Source organism: Streptomyces sp. NPDC057002 (genome assembly GCF_042673825.1).
GTDB lineage: Bacteria > Actinomycetota > Actinomycetes > Streptomycetales > Streptomycetaceae > Streptomyces.
The window spans coordinates 115,506-130,194 of the sequence record NZ_JBHURZ010000008.1 but is presented as its reverse complement, the minus strand read 5'-3'; the positions used below and the strand labels follow the sequence as shown (position 1 = coordinate 130,194).

At 70.1% G+C, this 14,689-nt stretch carries 15 protein-coding genes and 1 riboswitch; of the genes, 13 read left to right on the top strand and 2 right to left on the bottom strand.

The genetic code is table 11. The features are described from left to right. Positions 1–174 precede the first annotated feature (174 nt). Positions 175–1,017: an RNA polymerase sigma factor WhiG gene (gene whiG / locus ACFT32_RS33775; protein ID WP_184598498.1), complete on the top strand. Its 843-nt coding sequence runs from the start codon at positions 175–177 to the stop codon at positions 1,015–1,017. 93 nt (positions 1,018–1,110) lie between these two features. Then, on the top strand, positions 1,111–1,668 hold the full coding sequence (locus ACFT32_RS33770) for a TetR/AcrR family transcriptional regulator (RefSeq protein ID WP_382497415.1): 558 nt from the start codon (positions 1,111–1,113) through the stop codon (positions 1,666–1,668). A 107-nt stretch (positions 1,669–1,775) separates the two neighbouring features. Here ACFT32_RS33770 and ACFT32_RS33765 read toward each other — a convergent pair whose 3' ends face one another. Continuing rightward, positions 1,776–2,342 carry a murein hydrolase activator EnvC family protein gene (locus ACFT32_RS33765; RefSeq protein WP_382496879.1) on the bottom strand — a complete coding sequence of 189 codons (567 nt, stop codon included), beginning with the start codon at positions 2,340–2,342 and terminating at the stop codon, positions 1,776–1,778. A 273-nt stretch (positions 2,343–2,615) separates the two neighbouring features. On the opposite strand from ACFT32_RS33765, the gene rpsB reads away from it, so the two are divergent. The 11 genes from rpsB (at position 2,616) to ACFT32_RS33710 (ending at position 13,927) form a co-directional block, all read left to right on the top strand. Beyond that, positions 2,616–3,572, top strand: coding sequence for a 30S ribosomal protein S2 (gene rpsB / locus ACFT32_RS33760; RefSeq protein WP_382496877.1), 957 nt, complete (start codon positions 2,616–2,618; stop codon positions 3,570–3,572). A gap of 177 nt (positions 3,573–3,749) precedes the next feature. Beyond that, positions 3,750–4,586, top strand: a complete 837-nt coding sequence (gene tsf / locus ACFT32_RS33755; RefSeq protein WP_382496876.1) for a translation elongation factor Ts — start codon at positions 3,750–3,752, stop codon at positions 4,584–4,586. A gap of 183 nt (positions 4,587–4,769) precedes the next feature. Then, the gene (gene pyrH / locus ACFT32_RS33750; RefSeq protein ID WP_382496874.1) at positions 4,770–5,528 is read left to right on the top strand and encodes a UMP kinase; all 759 of its coding nucleotides are present in this window, start codon (positions 4,770–4,772) and stop codon (positions 5,526–5,528) included. A gap of 168 nt (positions 5,529–5,696) precedes the next feature. Then, complete coding sequence (gene frr, locus ACFT32_RS33745; protein ID WP_382496871.1) at positions 5,697–6,254, top strand: ribosome recycling factor; 558 nt, start codon at positions 5,697–5,699, stop codon at positions 6,252–6,254. Beyond that, complete coding sequence (locus ACFT32_RS33740) at positions 6,254–7,399, top strand: phosphatidate cytidylyltransferase (RefSeq protein WP_382496869.1); 1,146 nt, start codon at positions 6,254–6,256, stop codon at positions 7,397–7,399. Before frr ends, ACFT32_RS33740 begins: the two co-directional genes overlap by 1 nt. A 116-nt stretch (positions 7,400–7,515) precedes the next feature. Next, the gene (locus ACFT32_RS33735; RefSeq protein ID WP_382496867.1) at positions 7,516–7,965 is read left to right on the top strand and encodes an SRPBCC family protein; all 450 of its coding nucleotides are present in this window, start codon (positions 7,516–7,518) and stop codon (positions 7,963–7,965) included. Positions 7,966–8,034: 69 nt separating this feature from the next. Next, on the top strand, positions 8,035–9,141 hold the full coding sequence (rlmN, locus tag ACFT32_RS33730) for a 23S rRNA (adenine(2503)-C(2))-methyltransferase RlmN (protein ID WP_382496865.1): 1,107 nt from the start codon (positions 8,035–8,037) through the stop codon (positions 9,139–9,141). A gap of 24 nt (positions 9,142–9,165) precedes the next feature. Further along, a riboswitch (TPP riboswitch) is annotated at positions 9,166–9,272 on the top strand. 123 nt (positions 9,273–9,395) lie between these two features. Next, the gene (locus tag ACFT32_RS33725; RefSeq protein WP_382497413.1) at positions 9,396–10,433 is read left to right on the top strand and encodes a thiamine ABC transporter substrate binding subunit; all 1,038 of its coding nucleotides are present in this window, start codon (positions 9,396–9,398) and stop codon (positions 10,431–10,433) included. Continuing rightward, complete coding sequence (locus ACFT32_RS33720) at positions 10,409–12,082, top strand: ABC transporter permease (RefSeq protein ID WP_382496862.1); 1,674 nt, start codon at positions 10,409–10,411, stop codon at positions 12,080–12,082. The genes ACFT32_RS33725 and ACFT32_RS33720 overlap by 25 nt, the downstream gene beginning before the upstream one ends. Then, complete coding sequence (locus ACFT32_RS33715) at positions 12,082–13,101, top strand: ABC transporter ATP-binding protein (RefSeq protein ID WP_382496861.1); 1,020 nt, start codon at positions 12,082–12,084, stop codon at positions 13,099–13,101. Before ACFT32_RS33720 ends, ACFT32_RS33715 begins: the two co-directional genes overlap by 1 nt. 25 nt (positions 13,102–13,126) lie before the next feature. Further along, positions 13,127–13,927, top strand: a complete 801-nt coding sequence (locus ACFT32_RS33710) for a maleylpyruvate isomerase family mycothiol-dependent enzyme (protein ID WP_382496859.1) — start codon at positions 13,127–13,129, stop codon at positions 13,925–13,927. 57 nt (positions 13,928–13,984) lie between these two features. Here ACFT32_RS33710 and ACFT32_RS33705 read toward each other — a convergent pair whose 3' ends face one another. Next, on the bottom strand, positions 13,985–14,674 hold the full coding sequence (locus ACFT32_RS33705) for an LAETG motif-containing sortase-dependent surface protein (protein WP_382496857.1): 690 nt from the start codon (positions 14,672–14,674) through the stop codon (positions 13,985–13,987). Positions 14,675–14,689 lie beyond the last annotated feature (15 nt).

Sequence of the window (14,689 nt, the reverse complement as noted above, 5' to 3'; positions counted from 1 at the left end):
GCCGGGACACCTCGGGAACGTATCCGCGTCCGCCTTGGCCTCCGTTCTTCGCACACCGCGACACCGCAGTCACGCTACGCTCACGAGGATCCCGACACGGACAGGCAACTCGACATCAGACAGACAGCTCACCCCGGCAGCACCACTCCGCAGCAGAACGGCACAAGGCGACGAATGCCCCAGCACACCTCCGGGTCCGACCGGGCGGCGATCCCCCCAGCCGCCCGTGACGGTGGCAGCGTACGGCCGCCCGCTCCCTCGACGCTCGACGAGCTGTGGCGGTCGTACAAGGCGACGGGGGACGAGCGGCTGCGGGAGCAGCTGATCCTGCACTACTCGCCGCTCGTGAAGTACGTCGCGGGACGCGTCAGCGTGGGCCTGCCGTCCAACGTGGAGCAGGCGGACTTCGTCTCGTCCGGGGTGTTCGGGCTGATCGACGCGATCGAGAAGTTCGACATCGACCGGGAGATCAAGTTCGAGACGTACGCGATCACCCGGATCCGGGGCGCGATGATCGACGAGCTGCGGGCGCTCGACTGGATCCCCCGCTCGGTGCGGCAGAAGGCACGCAACGTGGAGCGGGCCTACGCCACCCTGGAGGCGCGGCTGCGGCGGACTCCGACGGAGGGCGAGGTGGCCGGCGAGCTGGGCATCGCGGTGGAGGAACTCCACGCGGTGTTCAGCCAGTTGTCGCTGGCCAACGTGGTGGCCCTGGAGGAGCTGCTGCACGGTGGGGGAGAGGGCGGTGACGGCCTGAGCGTGATGGACACGCTGGAGGACACCGCCGCCGACAACCCCGTGGAGGTCGCCGAGGACCGGGAGCTGCGGAGGTTCCTGGCGCGGGCGATCAACACGCTGCCCGAGCGGGAGAAGACCGTGGTCACGCTGTACTACTACGAGGGGCTCACCCTGGCGGAGATCGGGAATGTGCTGGGCGTGACCGAGAGCCGGGTCAGCCAGATCCACACCAAGTCCGTGCTGCAGCTCAGAGCGAAACTGGCGAGCTTCGGCCGCTGACCTGGGCGGATGTCGATGGGTTGAGGTGAGCCACTCCCGTCGGGCGCGACGCGTCCGTAGAGTGTTGACGTGCCAAGGATTCGAGCGGCCTCCGTGGCCGAGCACCGGTCGATGCAGCGAGCCGCCCTGCTGGACGCGGCTCGTTCCTTGTTGTCCGAGGGCGGTACGGAGGCGCTGACCTTCCCGGCCCTCGCCGAGCGGACGGGCCTCGCGCGATCGTCCGTCTACGAGTACTTCCGGTCACGGGCGGCCGTGGTCGAGGAGCTGTGCGAGGTCGACTTCCCCGTCTGGGCGGCGGACGTGTCGGCGGCGATGGAGCGGGCGGAGACGCCCGAGGCCAAGGTCGAGGCGTATGTGCGCCGGCAGCTGGAGCTGGTCGGGGACCGGCGGCACCGGGCCGTGGTCGCGATCTCCGCGAGCGAGCTCGATGCGGGGGCCCGGGAGAAGATCCGTGCGGCGCACGGTGGGCTGGTCGCGATGATCGTCGAGGCGCTGGCCGAGATGGGGCATGCGCAGCCTCGGCTGGCGGCGATGCTGTTGCAGGGAGTTGTGGACGCGGCCGTTCGGAGGATCGAGCTGGGGGCCGCGGAGGAGCCCGGGGCGATCACGGATGCGGCTGTCTCCATGGCGTTGCGGGGTGTGCGGGGCTGAGGTGCGTGAGGGCTGAGGTCGGGTGGGTGTGCAGCCCGGCGCAGCGGGGTGCCGCCTGCGCCCACCCGTGCCGCCCCAGCGGCACGACTGCCCGCAGGCTCAGCGGCTCAGTACACCGGCAACAGCCTCGACGGGCCCCTGTGCAGGAGCCATGGGGGCAGGAGCGACAGCGGGTTCAGATACGTCTCGCCTCTGCGCAGGCCCCAGTGCACGCACGTCGCCGTGCAGTGCGAGCCCGCCGACTCCACCGTGCCGATCACCTCGCCCGGTTCCACCTCCTGGCCCTCCTCCACCGTCGCCGTCACCGGTTCGTGTGTCGTGCGCAAGGGTGGTTCGCCGGTCCCTGTGAGTTCCACCGAGACGACCCCCTTGCCGGCCACCCGGCCCGCGAAGGACACCCGGCCCCCGGCCACCGCCCGTACGGTCGTTCCGGGTGCTGCCGCCAGGTCCACGCCCCGGTGTCCCCGGCCGTACGTCGTCGCCGGGGGTTCCCAGCCGCGGAGGACCTGCGGGCGTAACCCGACGGGCCACGCGCGTCCCACCGCCGGGACGGTGGGGTCCGGGGCGGGCGCCGCCGCGAACAGCCGCGGCGGCGGGGACAGCAGGACGGCCGTCGTCAGAACCAGCAGCAGGATCAGCCGCGTACACACACGCACACATCGCTTCGCTCGCATGCGCAGAGAGTCCCGTACCACCGCCGGTCACCGTGCGTGGCTGTGGACCGTTGTTCGGTTGTGGACAACGGCGTCACCCGGTACCCCGCGGGTCCCGTACACTTCTGGTGGCGACCCGGGTCACCGGGTCGACTTCGCACGCCCCGATACGCACCCCGGCAACGGGCTGTATCAGCGCCCCTCGGTCCCTCGTGGAACGGCGCGCAGTGGGCGTCAGGCGCGGAAGCCGTCCGGCATCCGCGGCACAACCGAGAAATTCAAGGAGATACGGCCATGGCCGTCGTCACGATGCGGGAGCTGCTGGAGAGCGGCGTCCACTTCGGTCACCAGACCCGTCGTTGGAACCCGAAGATGAAGCGCTTCATCTTCACGGAGCGCAACGGCATCTACATCATCGACCTGCTCCAGTCGCTGTCGTACATCGACCGCGCCTTCGAGTTCGTCAAGGAGACCGTCGCCCACGGCGGCACGGTCATGTTCGTCGGTACGAAGAAGCAGGCGCAGGAGGCCATCGCCGAGCAGGCCACCCGCGTCGGCATGCCCTTCGTCAACCAGCGCTGGCTGGGCGGCATGCTCACCAACTTCTCGACCGTCTACAAGCGTCTGCAGCGCCTCAAGGAGCTCGAGCAGATCGACTTCGAGGACGTCGCCGCGTCCGGTCTGACCAAGAAGGAGCTTCTCGTGCTCTCGCGCGAGAAGGCCAAGCTGGAGAAGACCCTCGGTGGTATCCGCGAGATGCAGAAGGTGCCCAGCGCCGTCTGGATCGTGGACACCAAGAAGGAGCACATCGCCGTTGGTGAGGCCCGGAAGCTGAACATTCCGGTCGTCGCGATCCTCGACACCAACTGCGACCCCGACGAGGTCGACTACAAGATCCCGGGCAACGACGACGCGATCCGCTCCGTCACCCTGCTCACCCGCGTCATCGCCGACGCCGTCGCCGAGGGCCTCATCGCCCGCTCCGGCGTCGCCACCGGCGACAAGGGCGAGAAGGCCGCGGGCGAGCCGCTGGCCGAGTGGGAGCGCGACCTGCTCGAGGGCGAGAAGAAGGCCGACGAGGCTGCCCCCGCCGCTGAGGCTGCTCCGGCCGCCGAGGCTGAGGCCGCTCCGGCCGCCGAGGCTGAGGCTGCTCCGGCCGCCGACGCCGCTCCGGCCGCCGAGGCTGCCCCCGCCGCCGAGGCCGAGAAGCCGGCCGAGGGCGAGAAGGCCGCCGAGGCCGAGCAGGCCTGACCCGTCAGTCCGAGGTGACGGCGGGAGCGGCACTCCATCCCAAGCGCCCTCGGGCGCGGTGAAGTCCGCTCCCGCCGTTCACCCGTAGGTCAGCGGAAGGACAGCGCCCTCCGGCTCCATGGGGGGCGTATCCGCAGATCTTCGATCTTCCAGACTTCGAGAAAGATTCACAGACTCATGGCGAACTACACCGCCGCCGACGTCAAGAAGCTCCGTGAGCTCACGGGCGCCGGCATGATGGACTGCAAGAAGGCGCTGGACGAGGCCGAGGGCAACGTCGAGAAGGCCGTCGAGGCGCTCCGCATCAAGGGCCAGAAGGGCGTCGCCAAGCGCGAGGGCCGTTCCGCCGAGAACGGTGCCGTGGTCTCGATCATCGCCGACGACAACTCCTCCGGTGTCATCGTCGAGCTGAAGTGCGAGACGGACTTCGTCGCCAAGGGTGACAAGTTCCAGGCCGCGGCCACCACCATCGCCCAGCACGTCGCCAAGACCTCCCCGGCCGACCTCGAGGCCCTGCTCGCCTCCGAGATCGAGGCCGGCAAGACCGTCCAGGCGTTCGTGGACGAGGCCAACGCCAACCTGGGCGAGAAGATCGTCTTGGACCGCTTCGCGCAGTTCGGTGACGGCTACGTGACGGCGTACATGCACCGCACGATGCCCGACCTGCCCCCGCAGATCGGTGTTCTCGTCGAGCTGGACAAGCCGAACGCCGAGATCGCCAAGGGCGTCGCCCAGCACATCGCCGCCTTCGCGCCGAAGTACCTCTCCAAGGAGGACGTGCCGGCCGAGGTCGTCGAGTCCGAGCGCCGCGTCGCCGAGGAGACCACCCGCGCCGAGGGCAAGCCCGAGGCCGCCCTGCCGAAGATCGTCGAGGGTCGCCTCAACGGCTTCTTCAAGGACGCCACGCTGCTCGGCCAGCCCTACGCGCTGGACAACAAGAAGTCAGTCCAGAAGGTCCTGGACGAGGCCGGTGTCACCCTGAAGCGCTTCTCGCGCATCAAGGTCGGCATCTGAGTCCGTACGCGATCGACGCCCGACCCCGATAAGGTCGGCAGCAGTCGTCCGTGTACGCCGTCACATGGGTGGCGGACGACAGCAGATCTGACAAGGAGGCCATTGCCGTATGGGATGCGAAACACGCCCCACCGGCAATGGCCTTCTTGGTATGTGCAACACGTGAAAGAGGCGGAATCCCCCATGACCACCAAGCCCCAGAAGAGCGACGACGGCAAAGTGCGCGGCCGGTTTCTGCTGAAGCTGTCCGGAGAGGCCTTCTCCGGTGGCGGGGGCCTGGGCGTCGACCCCGACGTGGTGCACAAGATCGCCCGCGAGATCGCGGCCGTCGTGCGTGACGGCGCGCAGGTCGCGGTCGTCATCGGCGGCGGCAACTTCTTCCGCGGTGCCGAACTCCAGCAGCGCGGCATGGACCGGGCCCGCTCCGACTACATGGGCATGCTCGGCACCGTCATGAACTGCCTGGCCCTCCAGGACTTCCTGGAGAAGGTGGGCGTGGACTGCCGTGTGCAGACCGCGATCACCATGGGGCAGGTCGCCGAGCCGTACATCCCGCTGCGCGCCGTACGGCACCTGGAGAAGGGCCGTGTGGTGATCTTCGGCGCCGGTATGGGCATGCCGTACTTCTCCACCGACACCACCGCCGCACAGCGCGCTCTGGAGATCGACGCCGAGGCGCTGCTGATGGGCAAGAACGGCGTGGACGGGGTCTACGACTCCGACCCGAAGACCAACCCGGACGCGGTCAAGTTCGACCACCTCGGCTACGGCGAGGTCATCACGCGCGACCTGAAGGTCGCCGACGCCACGGCCGTCACGCTGTGCCGCGACAACAAGCTCCCGATCGTGGTCTTCGAGCTGCTGGCGGAGGGCAACATCGGGCGCGCAGTCAAGGGTGAGAAGATCGGCACGCTCGTCGGGGAAGCGGCCGGCCGGGACTGAGGACCGACCCGCACCACCCCGTCCGGGGGACGGACGGGACGGAGCCGGGCCGGGGGATGGACAATGTCCTGCCGGTCGGGAACCGTGCAGGAAGAAGACGCGACGCAGCCGGCCGCCGCCCCACATGGAACCGCAGCCGGGCCTACTCAAGACACGCAGGAGCAAGTGGTGATCGAAGAGACCCTCCTCGAGGCCGAGGAGAAGATGGAGAAGGCCGTCGTGGTCGCCAAGGAGGACTTCGCCGCGATCCGCACCGGCCGTGCGCACCCGGCGATGTTCAACAAGATCGTGGCCGACTACTACGGCGCGCCGACGCCGATCAACCAGCTGGCTTCGTTCTCCGTGCCGGAGCCGCGCATGGCGGTAGTGACCCCATTCGACAAGACGGCCCTGCGCAACATCGAGCAGGCGATCCGTGACTCCGACCTGGGCGTCAACCCGAGCAACGACGGCAACATCATCCGAGTGGTGTTCCCCGAGCTGACCGAGGAGCGCCGCCGCGAGTACATCAAGGTCGCCAAGGGCAAGGGCGAGGACGCGAAGATCTCCATTCGCTCCGTGCGCCGCAAGGCCAAGGAAGCCATCGACAAGCTGATCAAGGACGGCGAGGTCGGCGAGGACGAGGGCCGCCGTGCGGAGAAGGAGCTCGACGACACCACCGCGAAGTACGTCACGCAGGTGGACGAGCTCCTGAAGCACAAGGAAGCGGAGCTGCTCGAGGTCTGATGAACGACTCTTCCTGGGGGGCGCCGCCACAGGCCGGGTACTGGGGGCCCACCGACCAAGGGCATGGCCATGGGCACGTCCAGAGCCCGGGCCACGTCCAGAGCCCTGGCCATGGGCACGTCCAGGGAGCCGCTCCGGCGGGTCCCGCATACGATGCGTATGAAGCGCCTCAGACTCGCCCCATGCCCATCGTGCCTGACGTAGCCGACCACGGCGAAAACCAGGATGACGGCCGGAGGGCTGCTCGGCTGAGCGGCCCCCCGGTCCGAAACGAGACGAATCCGGAACCCATGCCCGACGCCTCGCAGCCGGCACCCAAGCCGCCGAAGAAGAGCGCGGGCCGCGACCTGAGTGCCGCGATAGGGGTCGGGGTCGGGCTCGGCGCGGTGATCGTCGCGTCGCTGTTCGTCGTCAAGGCCGTGTTCGTCGGTGTCGTCGCGGTCGCCGTCGTGGTGGGCCTCTGGGAGCTGACCAAGCGGCTGGACGAACGCAAGGGCATCCGGGCGCCGCTCGTTCCGCTCGCGCTCGGCGGTGCCGCGATGGTCGTCTCCGGGTACGTCCGGGGCGCCGAGGGCGCCTGGGTCGCCATGGCGCTCACGACGCTGGCCGTGCTCGTCTGGCGCATGACGGAACCGCCCGAGGGCTACCTCAGGGACGTCACGGCGGGCGTCTTCGCGGCGTTCTACGTGCCGTTCCTGGCGACCTTCGTCGCGATGATGCTGACCGCCGACGACGGGCCGCAGCGGGTGCTCACCTTCCTGCTGCTCACGGTCGTCAGCGACACCGGTGCCTACGCCGTCGGCTGGCGCTTCGGCCGGAACAAGCTCGCCCCGCGCATCAGCCCCGGCAAGACCCGCGAGGGCCTGCTCGGCGCGGTCTCCTTCGCCATGGTCGCGGGGGCGCTGTGCATGGAGTTCCTCATCGACGACGGTGCCTGGTGGCAGGGCCTGGTGCTCGGCCTCGCGGTCGCGGTCACCGCCACGCTCGGCGACCTCGGCGAGTCCATGATCAAGCGGGACCTCGGCATCAAGGACATGGGCACGCTGCTGCCCGGTCACGGCGGCATCATGGACCGGCTGGATTCGCTGCTGCCCACGGCTCCGGTGGTGTGGCTGCTGCTCGTGCTCTTCGTCGGATCCGGCTGAGCGGACCTCGTCCAGCGAGCTCCCGTCCTTGTGGGCGGGAGCTCGCTGTCGTTCCGGGGAGGCACCGAGGGGCGCCGAGTGGGACGATTCAGGTGTACATCGCAAAGGGGGTCATCATGGCCATCATTCGACAGACCATCGATGTGGACCGACGTCCCGAGGAGGTCTACGACTACGTCATGGACACCCCGCGCATGCCGGAGTGGCAGCTGAGCGCCGTGTCCGCGGAACGCCTCGACGAGGGGCCCTTCGGCATCGGCTCCCGGGTCCGGGTCACCCGGCACATCGGCCGCCGTGTGATGCCGATGACCATGGAGGTCACGGAGTACGACCCACCGCACAGCTGGGGCATGCGCGGCGTCGACGGACCCGTCCGGCCACGGGTGCACGGCGAGGTCGAGTCGTTCGACGAGGGACAGCGCTCCCACGTGACGATCGACATCGACATCGAGGGCCACGGCGTCGGCAAGGTCCTCGTACCGCTCGTCGTCCGCCCCCAGGTCCGCAAGGAACTCCCGCGCAACGAGCAACTCCTCAAGAACCGGCTGGAGCACACGGGCGACTAGAACGCCTCTCTCCGGGTGTCGCGGGCGGGGCACGGGCCACCGCTGACGATCTGCGACACTGGTTGAGCCATGCCTAAGCCCGGAGAACTCACTTTCGTCGCCCCCCGCGGAGCCAAGAAGCCGCCGCGGCATCTCGCTGATCTCACTCCTGCCGAGCGCAAGGAGGCCGTTGCGGCTGTCGGGGAGAAGCCGTTTCGTGCCAAGCAGCTCTCGCAGCACTACTTCGCGCGGTACGCGCACGAGCCGGAGCAGTGGACCGACATTCCGGCCGGTGCCCGGGGGAAGCTGCGGGAGGCGTTGCTGCCCGAGCTGATGAGCGTCGTGCGGCATCTGTCGACCGACCAGGGCACCACGCGCAAGACGCTGTGGCGGCTGTTCGACGGGACGCTCGTCGAGTCCGTGCTGATGCGCTACCCGGACCGGGTGACCATGTGCATCAGCTCGCAGGCGGGGTGCGGGATGAACTGCCCGTTCTGCGCGACCGGGCAGGCGGGCCTGGACCGGAATCTGTCCACCGCCGAGATCGTGCATCAGATCGTCGACGGCATGCGGGCGCTGCGGGACGGGGAGGTTCCCGGCGGTCCCGCGCGGCTCAGCAACATCGTGTTCATGGGCATGGGCGAGCCGCTCGCGAACTACAACCGGGTCATCGGGTCCATCCGGCGGCTCACCGACCCCGAGCCCGACGGGGTGGGGCTCTCGCAGCGCGGGATCACCGTCTCGACGGTCGGTCTCGTGCCGGCGATCCACCGGTTCGCCGACGAGGGCTTCAAGTGCCGGCTCGCCATCTCGCTGCACGCGCCCGACGACGAGCTGCGCGACACCCTCGTCCCCGTGAACACGCGGTGGAAGGTCCGGGAGGTCCTGGACGCCGGGTTCGAGTACAGCGCCAAGTCCGGGCGGCGGCTGTCCATCGAGTACGCGCTGATCCGGGACATCAACGACCAGGCCTGGCGGGGCGACCGGCTCGGGCGGCTGCTCAAGGGCAAGCCCGTGCATGTCAATCTCATTCCGCTGAACCCGACGCCGGGGTCGAAGTGGACCGCCTCGCGGCCCGAGGACGAGAAGGCGTTCGTGGAGGCCATCGCCGCCCATGGTGTGCCGGTGACGGTCCGGGACACCCGTGGACAGGAGATCGACGGGGCGTGTGGTCAGCTCGCGGCCACCGAACGGTAGTCTGACCGTCGTACATACACCTTCATATTCCGACAGGGGAGCGCCACAGCGCTGAGAGTGCGGCACACGGCCGCAGACCCTCCGAACCTGGCCCAGGTCATTCTGGGTAGGGAGATCGGTCATCACTCGAGCTGTTGCGCCCTGCCCGGGACCCCTGAGTTCCCGGGCGGGGCCGCGTCTTCTCCTGGTCATCCAGGAGGAATCCAGTGAGCATCAAGAGAAAGCGGCTGACGGCTGTGGTCGTCGGGCTCGGTATGGCCGGCACGCTCGCCGCGTGCGGGTCCTCCGGCGGCGGCCAGGGGTCCGGCGACTCCGAGACCGTGACCCTCGTCAGCCATGATTCGTGGGCCGCGTCCAAGGGCGTCATCGCCGCCTTCGAGAAGCAGTCCGGCTACAAGGTCAACGTCCTGGAGGACGGCGACGCCGGGCAGGCCGTGAACAAGGCGATCCTGACCAAGGACAACCCGCAGGGCGACGTCTTCTTCGGCGTCGACAACACGCTGCTCTCGCGGGCGCTCGACAATGGGCTGTTCCAGCCGTACGAGGCGAAGGGATCCGACCGGATCAAGGCCGAGTACCGCGCCGACCAGGGCAAGCACCGGGTCACGCCCGTCGACACCGGCGACATCTGCGTCAACTACGACAAGAAGTACTTCGCCGACCACGAGCTGGAGCCGCCGAAGAGCTTCGACGACCTGGTCAAGCCCCAGTACAAGAACCTGCTCGTGACCGAGAACGCCTCCGCTTCCTCGCCCGGCCTCGGGTTCCTGCTCGGTACCGCCGCGAAGTACGGCGACGGGGGCTGGGAGGGCTACTGGAAGAAGCTCAAGGCCAATGGCGTGAAGGTCGTCGACGGCTGGGAGCAGGCCTACAACGAGGAGTTCTCCGGCTCGGCCGGCGGCAAGAAGGCCAAGGGCGACCGGCCGCTCGTCGTGTCGTACGCCTCCTCGCCGCCCGTCGAGGTCGTCTACGCCGACCCCAAGCCGAGCACGGCACCGACCGGGGTCGCGCAGGGCACCTGCTTCCGGCAGGTCGAGTACGCCGGGCTGCTGAGCAACGCGAAGAACAGCGAGGGGGGCAAGGCGTTCCTCGACTTCCTGGTCTCCCAGCGGTTCCAGGAGGACATGCCGCTCAACATGTTCGTGTACCCGGTGCGCGAGGGCGCCCAGGTGCCGCCGGAGTTCGTGAAGTTCGGGCCGCAGGCCGAGGATCCCGAGACCATGGACCCGGCGAAGATCGCCGACAACCGTGACCAGTGGGTCAAGTCGTGGACCTCACTCGTACTGAAGTAGCCGTCCGCAAGGACCGGCGCGGGAGCGCGGCGCGGTTCGGGCTCATCGCCCTGCCCGTCGCGTTCTTCGCCGCGTTCTTCGCCTACCCCGTCGCCGCGATCGTCGCGCGTGGCCTGAAGGTCGACGGGGCCTGGCGGCTCGGGCGGATCGGGGAGGTGCTGGCGCAGTCCGACGTCCGGCACGTCCTGTGGTTCACCACCTGGCAGGCGCTGGTCTCCACCGCGCTCACCCTGCTGATCGCACTCCCCGGCGCGTATGTCTTCGCGCGCTTCGACTTCCGGGGCAAGCAGGTGCTGCGGGCGGCCGTGACCGTCCCGTTCGTGCTGCCGACGGTCGTCGTCGGTACGGCGTTCCTGGCGCTGGTCGGGCGGGGCGGGCTGCTCGACGAGCTGTGGGGCGTACGGCTCGACACCACTGTGTGGGCGATCCTGCTCGCGCACGTCTTCTTCAACTACGCGGTCGTCGTACGGACCGTCGGCGGGCTCTGGGCGCAGCTGGACCCGCGGCAGGAGGAGGCCGCGCGGATGCTCGGGGCGTCACCCTGGAGGGCCTGGCGGCAGGTCACGCTGCCGGCGCTGGGGCCCGCGGTGGCCGCCGCAGCGCTCATGGTCTTCCTGTTCACCTTCACCTCCTTCGGTGTCGTCCAGATCCTCGGCGGGCCCACCTTCTCGACCCTGGAGGTGGAGATCTACCGGCAGACGTCGGAGATCTTCGACCTGTCCACGGCGGCCGTGCTGACGCTGATCCAGTTCGTCGCCGTGGGCGCCATCCTCGCCCTGCACGCCTGGACCGTACGGCGGCGGGAGACCGCGCTGCGGCTGGTGGACGCGTCGGTGACCGCGCGCCGGCCGCGCGGCGCCGGGCAGTGGGCGCTGCTGGGCGGGGTGCTGCTGACGATCGTCGTGCTGCTTCTGCTGCCGCTCGCGGTGCTGGTCCAGCGGTCCCTGGACGCGCCCGGCTTCGGCTACTACCGCGCGCTGACCAGGGCCGACGGCGGGGTGTTCCTGGTGCCGCCGATCGAGGCGATCGGCAACTCCCTGGAGTACGCCGTCGCCGCCACCGTCATCGCCGTGGTGATCGGCGGCCTCGCCGCCGTCGCGCTCACCCGCAGGGACGCCGGGCGGTTCGTGCGCGGCTTCGACGCGCTGCTGATGCTGCCGCTCGGGGTCTCCGCGGTGACCGTCGGTTTCGGGTTCCTGATCGCCCTCGACGAGCCGCCGCTGGATCTGAGGTCCTCGTGGATCCTGGTGCCGCTCGCGCAGGCGCTGGTCGGGGTGCCGTTCGTCGTGCGGACCATGCTGCCCGTGCTGCGGGCGGTGGACGTACGGCTGCGCGAGGCGGCCTCGGTGCTGGGGGCCTCGCCCTGGCGGGTGTGGCGGGAGGTGGACCTGCCGATGGTGCGGCGGGCGCTGCTGATCGCCGCCGGGTTCGCCTTCGCGGTGTCGCTCGGGGAGTTCGGGGCGACGGTGTTCATCGCGCGGCCCGACAGTCCGACGCTGCCGGTGGCCGTGGCGCGGCTGCTGGGGCGGCCCGGGGAGCTCAACTACGGCCAGGCGATGGCCCTTTCGACGATTCTGATGGTGGTGTGCGCGGTGGCCCTGCTGGTGCTGGAGAGGCTCAGGACCGCCGACCGGACAGGGGAGTTCTGATGCTGCTGGCGCTGGAGGGCGCGACGGTCCGTTTCGGCGGGCGGGCCGTGCTGGACGCCGTCGATCTGGAGGTCGCCGAGCATGAGATCGTGTGCGTGCTCGGGCCCAGCGGCAGCGGTAAGTCGACCCTGCTGCGGGCCGTGGCCGGGCTCCAGCCGCTCGACTCCGGGCGGGTGGCGCTCGACGGGCGCGACCAGGCCGGCGTGCCCGCGCACCGGCGCGGGGTCGGGCTGATGTTCCAGGACCACCAGCTGTTCCCGCAGCGGGACGTGGGCGGCAACGTCGCCTTCGGGCTGCGCATGCACGGGGCGTCCAAGCGGCAGCAGGCCGATCAGGTGCGGGAGTTGCTCGACCTCGTCGGGCTGCCCGGCGCGGCTCGCCGGGCCGTCGCCGCGCTGTCCGGTGGGGAACAGCAGCGAGTGGCGCTGGCCCGGGCCCTGGCGCCGAGCCCCCGGCTGCTGATGCTGGACGAGCCGCTGGGCCAGCTCGACCGGTCGCTGAGGGAACGCCTGGTCGTCGAACTGCGGGAGTTGTTCGGCCGGTTGGGCACGACCGTCCTCGCCGTGACGCACGACCAGGGGGAGGCCTTCGCACTGGCCGACCGGGTCGTGGTGATGCGGGACGGACGGATCGCCCAGTCCGGTACGCCGCTTCAGGTCTGGCAGCGGCCGGCCGACGCGTTCGTGGCCCGCTTCCTCGGCTTCGAGAACGTCGTCGAGGCGACGGTGGGTGCGGAGGCCGCGGACACACCGTGGGGCAAGGTGCCGGTGCCGGAGGGCGCCCCGCAGGGCACCCGGACCCTCCTGGTGCGTCCCGCCGGCGTGCGCCTGGTGCCCGCCCACGCGGGCTTGCGCTGCACGGTGACCGCCCGCACCTTCAAGGGCACCCATGTCGCCGTCCGCCTCCAGCCGGAGGACGCCCCGCACCTGGAGGCGGCGTGCGCGCTGCGGGCGGCGCCGGAGGTCGGGGACGAGGCCGGAGTGGAGTTCGACGCGGCCGAAATCGTCGTGCTCGACTGATCCTGGTCGCCCTAGGGTGCGGGTCATGACACTCCTCGCGCACGACCGCTACTGCGACGAAATCGCCCACCAGGTCGGCTTGTTGAGGTCGGTCGTGACCTCGGGCGCCGAGCTGTCCGCCACCGTGCCGACCTGCCCCGACTGGTCGCTGGAGGAGCTGGTCCGGCACACGGGCGGCGCCCTGCGCTGGGTGGAGCTCATGGTGCGGACCCGGGCGCGGGAGGAGGTGCCCGAGGAGGAGGTGCCGGGCGTCGAAGGGCCCGAGGCTGGGGGTGACGCCCCCGCGCTGGACGCGTGGCTGGGGGAGGCGGGCCAGCAGGTCGTCGCCGCGCTGCGGGAGGCCGGGCCGGACGCGAAGGTGTGGGGCTGGGCGGGGATCCTCAACGCCGGGTTCTGGGCCCGCCGGATGGCGCACGAGGTCACCGTGCACCGAGCGGACGCCACGCTCGCCGCCGGACTGCCCTACGAGGTCGCGCCCGACATCGCCGCCGACGCGATCGACGAGTGGCTGCAGATCGTGGAGTACGTGCAGCGGACGGACCCGGACGACATCGCGGCGAGGGAACTGCGCGGCCCGGGCCGCAGTATCCACCTGCACGCCACCGACACCGGGCCCGAGGTGAACGCCGAGTGGCTCATCGCGCTCACCGAGGACGGTGTCACCTGGCGCCGGGGCCATGAGAAGGCCACGGTCGCCCTGCGCGGGCCGCTGACCTCCGTCCTGCTCGCGTTCTACCGGCGGCTGCCGCTGGACGCTCCGGAACTGGAGGTGCTGGGGGAGCGGGAGTTGCTGGAGTTCTGGCTGGAACGGGCGACGTTCGGGTGAGACGGACGTGGCCCGCCCCGTGTCACGGGACGGGCCACATCAGAGTGCGCGCAGGCGTCAGCTGTCGCTGTTCGCCCCACGACGGCGCATGCCGAAGAACACCGCGCCACCACCGACGACGACCAGGGCCGCCGCGATCCCGGCGATGATGCCGGTGTTGGAGTCGGCGCCGGTCTCGGCGAGGTTGGAGTCACCGGCCGGGCCGGGCGCGTTGCCCGCCGGCGTGGTGCTCTCGCTCTCGGACGGCGTCGGAGCCGGGGTGCCGGTCTCCTCGGCGGGCTTCGAGGGGGAGGCCGACGGGGTCGGCGTGGCCGGGGGAGTCGCCGGCGGCGGCTCCTCCTCCTTCTTGCAGGCGGTGGCCGGGGTGACGAGGTTCGGCTTGATGTCCTCGTCGACGTACGGAGTGGCCTTCACGTGGATGCGGTACTCCGCGTTGGGCTTCCAGTTCTCGGCGAAGGTGATGGTGGTGCCTTCGCGCGAGCCCTTGACCTCCTGCTCGCCGACCTTCTTGGCGTCGGCGCCGTTGTTCTGCAGGTACACGGTGACCGTCGCCTTGATGCCGGCGGGGTCCACGTCGGTGACGGTGATGACGCCCTTGTCGCCGTCACACTTCGCCTCGGCGGAGAACTCGTTGATGTTGCAGGCGAGCGCGTTGCCGGAGGCACCGAGCGCGAGCGCGGCCGAAGCCGAGACGACACCGAGGATGCGCACGGCACGTGCGCGGCGGGATACGGACAGAACTGCCACGTTTGTCCTTTACAG

Coding starts and splice junctions, on each gene's coding strand:
- rlmN (WP_382496865.1), top strand. CDS start 8,035: ATGCCTAAGCCCGGAGAACTCACTTTCGTCGCCCCCCGCGGAGCCAAG.
- ACFT32_RS33740 (WP_382496869.1), top strand. CDS start 6,254: ATGAACGACTCTTCCTGGGGGGCGCCGCCACAGGCCGGGTACTGGGGG.
- ACFT32_RS33765 (WP_382496879.1), bottom strand. CDS start 2,342: ATGCGAGCGAAGCGATGTGTGCGTGTGTGTACGCGGCTGATCCTGCTG.
- tsf (WP_382496876.1), top strand. CDS start 3,750: ATGGCGAACTACACCGCCGCCGACGTCAAGAAGCTCCGTGAGCTCACG.
- ACFT32_RS33725 (WP_382497413.1), top strand. CDS start 9,396: ATGGCCGGCACGCTCGCCGCGTGCGGGTCCTCCGGCGGCGGCCAGGGG.
- ACFT32_RS33715 (WP_382496861.1), top strand. CDS start 12,082: ATGCTGCTGGCGCTGGAGGGCGCGACGGTCCGTTTCGGCGGGCGGGCC.
- whiG (WP_184598498.1), top strand. CDS start 175: ATGCCCCAGCACACCTCCGGGTCCGACCGGGCGGCGATCCCCCCAGCC.
- ACFT32_RS33735 (WP_382496867.1), top strand. CDS start 7,516: ATGGCCATCATTCGACAGACCATCGATGTGGACCGACGTCCCGAGGAG.
- pyrH (WP_382496874.1), top strand. CDS start 4,770: ATGACCACCAAGCCCCAGAAGAGCGACGACGGCAAAGTGCGCGGCCGG.
- rpsB (WP_382496877.1), top strand. CDS start 2,616: ATGGCCGTCGTCACGATGCGGGAGCTGCTGGAGAGCGGCGTCCACTTC.
- ACFT32_RS33710 (WP_382496859.1), top strand. CDS start 13,127: ATGACACTCCTCGCGCACGACCGCTACTGCGACGAAATCGCCCACCAG.